Origin of the sequence: uncultured Sphingomonas sp. (assembly GCF_964244265.1) — a bacterium.
GTDB lineage: Bacteria > Pseudomonadota > Alphaproteobacteria > Sphingomonadales > Sphingomonadaceae > Sphingomonas.
On sequence record NZ_CAXTHV010000028.1, the window covers coordinates 43495 to 49716 of the forward strand.

A 6222-nucleotide genomic window follows, 5' to 3' on the forward strand; every position below is an offset into this window, starting at 1 on the left:
GGGATTTATCCGCGCAATACGGACCGTCCGGCATAAACCGCGGCGGAACCCAGTTCCTCCTCGATTCGGATCAGCTGGTTGTATTTTGCCAGCCGGTCGGATCGCGCCAGGCTGCCGGTCTTGATCTGTCCGCAATTGGTGGCAACCGCCAGGTCGGCGATCATCGTATCCTCGGTTTCTCCCGACCGGTGGCTCATGACCGCGGTATAGCGCGCGCGTTGGGCCATCGACACCGCCTCCAGCGTCTCGGTCAACGTGCCGATCTGGTTGACCTTGACCAGCAGCGAATTGGCGAGACCATCGGCGATGCCCTGCTTCAGCCGCACCGGGTTGGTCACGAACAGATCGTCGCCGACCAGCTGCACCTTGTCGCCGATCAGGTCGGTCAGCGCCTTCCAGCCGTCGAAATCGTCCTCGCTCATGCCGTCCTCGATCGACAGGATCGGGTAGCGCCGGGTCAGATCGGCAAGGTATTCGGCCATTTCGTGGCTCGCCAGGCTCTTGCCTTCGCCCGCTATCTCATATCTGCCGCCCTTGAAGAACTCGGTCGCGGCGCAATCGAGCGCCAGCATCACGTTGTCGCCCGGCGTGTAGCCGGCGGTTTCCACGGCCTTCATGATGAAGTCCAACGCCTCGCTGGTGCTCGCGATGTTGGGCGCAAACCCGCCCTCGTCGCCGACCCCGGTCGCCAGCCCCTTGTCGTGCAGCGCCTTTTTCAGCGTGTGGAAGATCTCGGACCCGCACCGCACCGCGTCGAACAGCGAGTCCGCGCCGACCGGCATGATCATGAATTCCTGGAAGTCGATCGGATTGTCGGCATGCTCGCCGCCGTTGATGATGTTCATCATCGGCACCGGCAGGACGTGCGCGCCAACCCCCCCGACATAGCGATAGAGCGGGAGGCCGCGCGCGTCCGCCGCCGCCTTCGCCGCCGCCAGGCTGACGCCCAGGATGGCATTGGCGCCCAGCCGGGCCTTGTTGCTCGTCCCGTCCAGCGTGATCATCGCCGCGTCGAGATCGGCCTGGTCCTCGGCATCGATGCCATAGACCGCCTCGGCAATCTCGCCGTTGACCGCGTCGACCGCCTTCTGGACGCCCTTGCCCGCCCAGCGGCCCTTGTCGCCGTCGCGCAGTTCGACCGCCTCATGCGCTCCGGTCGACGCGCCCGACGGCACCGCCGCGCGCCCGAAGCTGCCATCCTCCAGCATCACTTCAACCTCGACCGTCGGATTGCCTCGGCTATCGATGATCTGACGGCCATGGACATCGATGATTGCGGTCATGGAACGGTCTTCCTAGATTGCTGGATTAAAGGCGTCACGGGGCTCCTACCGGCTTGTGCTGGACACGGCAATTCGCTCGTGCGCAGGGAACCGGGACGGTACGCGCCGGGTTGTCGACACACTGAACGCAAGGGACACGATCGCCATGCCCGACACTGATACGGAAACGTCCCGGCCCGATGATGCCGATCGTGATGATGCGGTTCTCAAGACCGCGTCCCTGCTGCCGGAAGATGAAGAGGCACTGATGGTCGATCCCGGCGCTGAAGCGATCGAACCGGAGCTGGATATGCCTGGCCCAGGCGAGCGCGCGCCCGATGGGGAAGCGGGCGCGGGCGGCACGTCCGGTATTGCCCAGACGTTGATCGACAATGCCAACAAGTTCGCGCGTACTGCCGGTGATCGCGCCAAGACCTATGCCGAGGACGGCAAGGCACGCGCCGGCAGCGCGCTCGACGAACTGTCGACATTGCTGCACGACACCGCAGGTACGGTCGACGAGAAGCTCGGCGATCAATACGGTCGTTATGCGCGATCCGCCGCCGAGTACGTGTCGAATTTCTCGGACACGCTCAAGACCAAGCAGGTCGACGACCTGGTCGAGGATGCGCGCGCCTTTGCCGCGAAGAGCCCGGCGATCGCGATCGGCACCGCCGCCGCGATCGGCTTTGTCCTTGCCCGCCTGATCAGGTCCGGGATCGCGCCCGCCGGCGACCCCGCCGGCGACAAGGTGGCGTGATCGACGATCAACTATCGGGGACGAGGGTGAGCAGCGACCTGCCGATAGACGAAGGCTTGCCTACGCTGTTCAAGCGCCTGGTCGACGATGGCGAGGGATTCGCGCGCGCGGAATTCGAATTGTACCGGGCGCGCCTGTTCGCCCGCCTGGGCGAAGCGCGCAATGCGGTCGTATTCGCTGTCGTTGCGCTGCTGGTCGCGCTGTCGGCGATCATGTCGGGGTTCGTCGGCTTGCTGCTGACGCTTCGCGAGCTGGTCGGATTCGGCTGGGCCACGCTGATCGTGGTCGGTGGCGGGCTGGTCCTGGCGGGTGTCCTGGCCGCGTTGGGTTATGTCCAGTTCCGCCGTGCGACCGCGGTGTTCGAACCGAAGGACAAGTCGGCATGAGCAAGGAACTGGCGATCGCCAAGCACCAGGCGGAGGCCGCCAAGGAGCGGCTGATGGCGACGCTGCGCGCGATCCAGCTGCGGCTGAAGCCCGCGGTGCTGGCGCGTGACGCGGCCGACGAGATCAAGGATGCGGGCGCCGAGCTCGGGCGGATCGGCGTCGATCGGGTGAAGCGCCACCCGCTGCCCGCCATTGGTGCCGCAGCGCTCGTCCTGGCGGTGTTGGCGCGGCGGCCGATCGCCAGGTTGTTCGATCGCAAGTCCGAAGACGCCTGATTCAGTTCACGACCTGTCCAAAGGAACCGACCGATGACCGATACGTCCGATGCCATCGATACCGCGCCCACCGCCAAGGCCGGGCGGATCGAAAAGGCGCTGACCAGCGTACGCGAGACCGCCGGCGAGGCGATCGACACGACCCGCGAAAATGCCAGGGCCGCCGCACGCCGCACCGCCGATGCTATCGAGGGCAACCCCTTCTCGCTGCTGGTCGGCGGGATCGCGCTTGGCGCGGTGGTCGGCGCGCTGGTCCCCAGGTCGAAACGGGAGACCGAGTTGCTCGCGCCGCTCGGCAAGCGGCTGACCGCGGCCACGACCGGGGCGATCGTTGCCGCGCGGGACGCGGCGCAGGGCGAATTAGGCGGGTTGCCGCTGACCAGAGACGCCGCACGCGAGCAGGCGACGAAGCTGTTCGACCAGGTCGCCGGCGCGGTCAACGTCGCCAGTCAGGCGGCAATGAAGAGCATCGAGGCGAAACGCGGCGAATAGCACTTCAACGCCGCCGGGCGGCGCGCTATGCGGGATCGATGAGCAAGCTTCACCTCGTCTTCGGCGGTCGGGTGCACGATCCGCAGACGTTGGACTTCGATCCCGCCGCGATCGAGGTCGTCGGCATCTTTCCCGATTATGGCGCGGCGGAAAAGGCATGGCGCGCCGCAGCGCAGCGTACGGTCGATGATGCCGAGATGAAGTATGTGGTCGTTCACCTGCACCGTCTGCTGGAACCCGACCGGCAACCTTCGGCAATGCCCGACTCGTAGGGCGGACGGTCTTTTACCGCCATCTCGCGCCGTATCAGGGCTTACGCCCGGCGATATCGCCACAACAGCAGCGGCCGGGTAAGAACCAGGCCGGCAAGGAAGCCGCCGATATGCGCGCCGATCGCGACGCGCGCTCCGCCACTGGTGGCAAAGTCGATCAGCAGGTTGATGACGGTCCAGGCCGCCGCCAGCCACAGCGCGTGGACCAAGGCGGCCGGCACCGGCCCGATCGCCCGTGTCCGGCTGCGCCCATAGAGCAAGGCATAGGCGGCGACGATCGCCGAGATTGCCCCGCTCGCCCCGATCATCGGCGCGGTCGACATCGGATCCTGCAGCCACTGGCCGAGCGCGGCGACATAGGCACCGACAAGATACAGGATGCCGATGTTGGTCGGCCCCAGCGCGCGTTCGCTCTCCCGGCCGCAATAGACCAGCATCACCCCGTTGAAGAGCAGGTGGATGAAGTTTCCGTGGATCAACGTTGCTGTCAGAGGCGTGAGCCACGTCGGCGCCACGGGACCAAAATCGGGCGGCATGATCGCACCGCCAGCTCGCGCCGGGATGAAGCCCCCGCCCAGCGCCGCTTGATTATCCCAGCCCAGCATCAGGATCAGCGCCGAGGCGGTGAAAGTCAGAACGGCGATGACATGGGTTGCGCGCGCATCGTCGAAGCGCATTGCGTGCCGCCTCAGATAAAGGCGATCTTGGATACCAGATAATATCGATCGCCCGCGGGCACCGATACCTCCACCTCGTCTTCGACCCTGCGGCCGATCAAGGCGCGGCCCAGCGGCGAATTGTAGCTAATGCGACCGGTCTTGGCGTCGGCCTCGGTCTGCCCGACGATCTGATAGGTCACCGGCTTTTCGTCCTCGTCGATCAGCGTGACGGTCGCGCCGAAGACGACCTTGTCGCCCGACAATTCGGTCGGGTCGATGATCTGCGCACGGCTCAGCTTGTCCTCGATGTCGGCGATGGACGCCTCGATCTGGCCCTGCCGCTCCTTGGCGGCATGATATTCGGCGTTTTCCGACAAGTCGCCATGCGCACGCGCTTCCTCGATCGCGTCGACGATCATCGGGCGTTCCGCTTTCAGGCGCTTCAGGTCCGCATTGAGCTTTTCATAGCCCTCGTGCAGCATCGGCATCTTCTCGACGGTCGCCATAACCCCTGTCGTCCTTCGTCAGTTTTCGTTCTCACGCGGCCCCACAAGGTCCGCCCGTACACACGCTCGATTGTCGCGGGATCAATTGTGCGAGCGTAAATGATAGGATTGTAGCGGCCGAACTTCAAGGCTTCGGGTGGTCAGCGCGATAATTGCCTGCGCCGCGGCGACGCTGGCGGATGCCGTGGTAAAATAGGGAATTTTCTGTGCCAGCGCCGACGCGCGGATCGGCTGCGAATCCTTCAGGCTCTGCCACCCCTCGGTGGTGTTGAAGATCATGTCGATCCCGCCGTCCTTGATCCGGTCGACGATGTGCGGACGCCCTTGCGCGACCTTGTTGACATGGTCGACGGGAACATCGTTGGCGGCCAGGAAGTCGGCGGTCCCGCCCGTCGCGACGATGGCGAAGCCATGCTCGGCGAGCAGGCGAACGCCGGGCAGGACCACGGGCTTGTCGTCCTGCTTGACGCTGACGAAGACGGTGCCGCCGCGCGGCAGGATGGTGCCCGCGCCAAGCTGCGCCTTGGCAAAGGCCATGGTGAAGTCGTTGTCGATCCCCATTACCTCGCCGGTCGACTTCATCTCGGGCGACAGCACGGGATCGATGCCGGGGAACCGGTTGAACGGGAATACCGCTTCCTTGACCGCCGAATAGCGGATCGCGCGATCGATCGCGGGCAGGTTCGCCAGCTTCTCGCCGGCCATCACGCGCGCGGCGATCTTGGCGACCGGCGCGCCGATCGCCTTGGCGACGAACGGTACGGTACGGCTGGCGCGCGGGTTGACCTCGATGAGGAAGACAAGCCCATCCTTGACCGCAAACTGGATGTTCATGAGCCCGACGACCGACAGCGCATGGGCAAGCGCCACCGTCTGGCGCTCGATCTCGGCAATGATCCCCGGCGCCAGCGAATAAGGCGGGATCGAGCAGGCACTGTCGCCCGAATGGACCCCGGCCTCTTCGATATGCTGGAGCACGCCCGCCAAAACGACCTCGGCGCCATCGCAGATCGCGTCGACATCGACCTCGATCGCGTCGCGCAGATACCGGTCGATCAGCACGGGGCTGTCGCCCGATACCTGGACGGCGGTCTGGATATATTCCTCCAGCTGCGGGCGCCCGTCGACGATCTCCATCGCGCGCCCGCCGAGCACGTAGCTGGGGCGCATCAGCACGGGGTAACCGATCCGCTCCGCCACCGCGATCGCCTCGTCGCAGCTGCGGGCGATGCCGTTGGCCGGCTGGAGCAGGCCGAGCCGGTTGACCAGGGCCGCGAACCGCTCGCGATCCTCGGCCAGGTCGATCGAATTGGGGCTGGTGCCCAGGATCGGAATACCCGCCTTTTCGAGTCCCCGCGCCAGATTGAGCGGGGTCTGCCCGCCGAACTGGACGATCACGCCGACCAGCGTGCCGTTCTGCTGCTCGACCGCCAGGATCTCCAGCACGTCCTCGATGGTCAACGGCTCGAAATATAGCCGGTCGGAGGTATCGTAATCGGTGCTCACCGTCTCCGGATTGCAGTTGACCATGATCGTCTCATAGCCTGCGTCCTGAAGCGCGAAACAGGCGTGGCAGCAGCAATAGTCGAACTCGATCCCCTGCCCGATCC

At 65.5% G+C, this 6222-nt stretch carries 9 protein-coding genes; 5 read left to right on the forward strand and 4 right to left on the reverse strand.

Features of this window, described 5'->3' with window-relative positions; translation table 11 throughout:
- Nucleotides 1-5: 5 nt before the first annotated feature.
- A complete protein-coding gene (gene eno, locus ACFE7K_RS12065; protein ID WP_375398440.1) occupies nucleotides 6-1283 on the reverse strand; it encodes a phosphopyruvate hydratase in 1278 nt (425 codons plus the stop codon).
- 145 nt (nucleotides 1284-1428) lie between these two features.
- Here eno and ACFE7K_RS12070 point away from each other — a divergent pair, with 145 nt between their 5' ends.
- From ACFE7K_RS12070 to ACFE7K_RS12090, 5 genes are read left to right on the forward strand one after another with little or no spacing between them, the layout of a single operon-like run.
- A complete protein-coding gene (locus ACFE7K_RS12070; RefSeq protein WP_375398441.1) occupies nucleotides 1429-2022 on the forward strand; it encodes a hypothetical protein in 594 nt (197 codons plus the stop codon).
- A 26-nt stretch (nucleotides 2023-2048) separates the two neighbouring features.
- Complete coding sequence (locus ACFE7K_RS12075; protein WP_375398442.1) at nucleotides 2049-2408, forward strand: phage holin family protein; 360 nt, start codon at nucleotides 2049-2051, stop codon at nucleotides 2406-2408.
- Nucleotides 2405-2683 carry a hypothetical protein gene (locus ACFE7K_RS12080; protein WP_375398443.1) on the forward strand — a complete coding sequence of 93 codons (279 nt, stop codon included), beginning with the start codon at nucleotides 2405-2407 and terminating at the stop codon, nucleotides 2681-2683. Before ACFE7K_RS12075 ends, ACFE7K_RS12080 begins: the two co-directional genes overlap by 4 nt.
- A gap of 33 nt (nucleotides 2684-2716) precedes the next feature.
- Nucleotides 2717-3175, forward strand: a complete 459-nt coding sequence (locus ACFE7K_RS12085; RefSeq protein WP_375398444.1) for a hypothetical protein — start codon at nucleotides 2717-2719, stop codon at nucleotides 3173-3175.
- Between the two features lie 38 nt (nucleotides 3176-3213).
- Nucleotides 3214-3447 (forward strand): DUF4170 domain-containing protein, encoded by a 234-nt coding sequence (locus tag ACFE7K_RS12090; RefSeq protein ID WP_375398445.1) that lies wholly within the window; start codon nucleotides 3214-3216, stop codon nucleotides 3445-3447.
- 41 nt (nucleotides 3448-3488) lie between these two features.
- Here the strand turns inward: ACFE7K_RS12090 and ACFE7K_RS12095 are convergent, their stop codons facing one another.
- The 3 genes from ACFE7K_RS12095 to carB form a co-directional block, all read right to left on the reverse strand.
- Nucleotides 3489-4124: a rhomboid family intramembrane serine protease gene (locus tag ACFE7K_RS12095; protein WP_375398446.1), complete on the reverse strand. Its 636-nt coding sequence runs from the start codon at nucleotides 4122-4124 to the stop codon at nucleotides 3489-3491.
- Between the two features lie 11 nt (nucleotides 4125-4135).
- The gene (gene greA / locus ACFE7K_RS12100) at nucleotides 4136-4612 is read right to left on the reverse strand and encodes a transcription elongation factor GreA (protein WP_375398447.1); all 477 of its coding nucleotides are present in this window, start codon (nucleotides 4610-4612) and stop codon (nucleotides 4136-4138) included.
- Between the two features lie 81 nt (nucleotides 4613-4693).
- Nucleotides 4694-6222, reverse strand: a 1529-nt coding sequence (carB, locus tag ACFE7K_RS12105) for a carbamoyl-phosphate synthase large subunit (RefSeq protein ID WP_375398448.1), incomplete at its 5' end; no start/stop codon positions are given.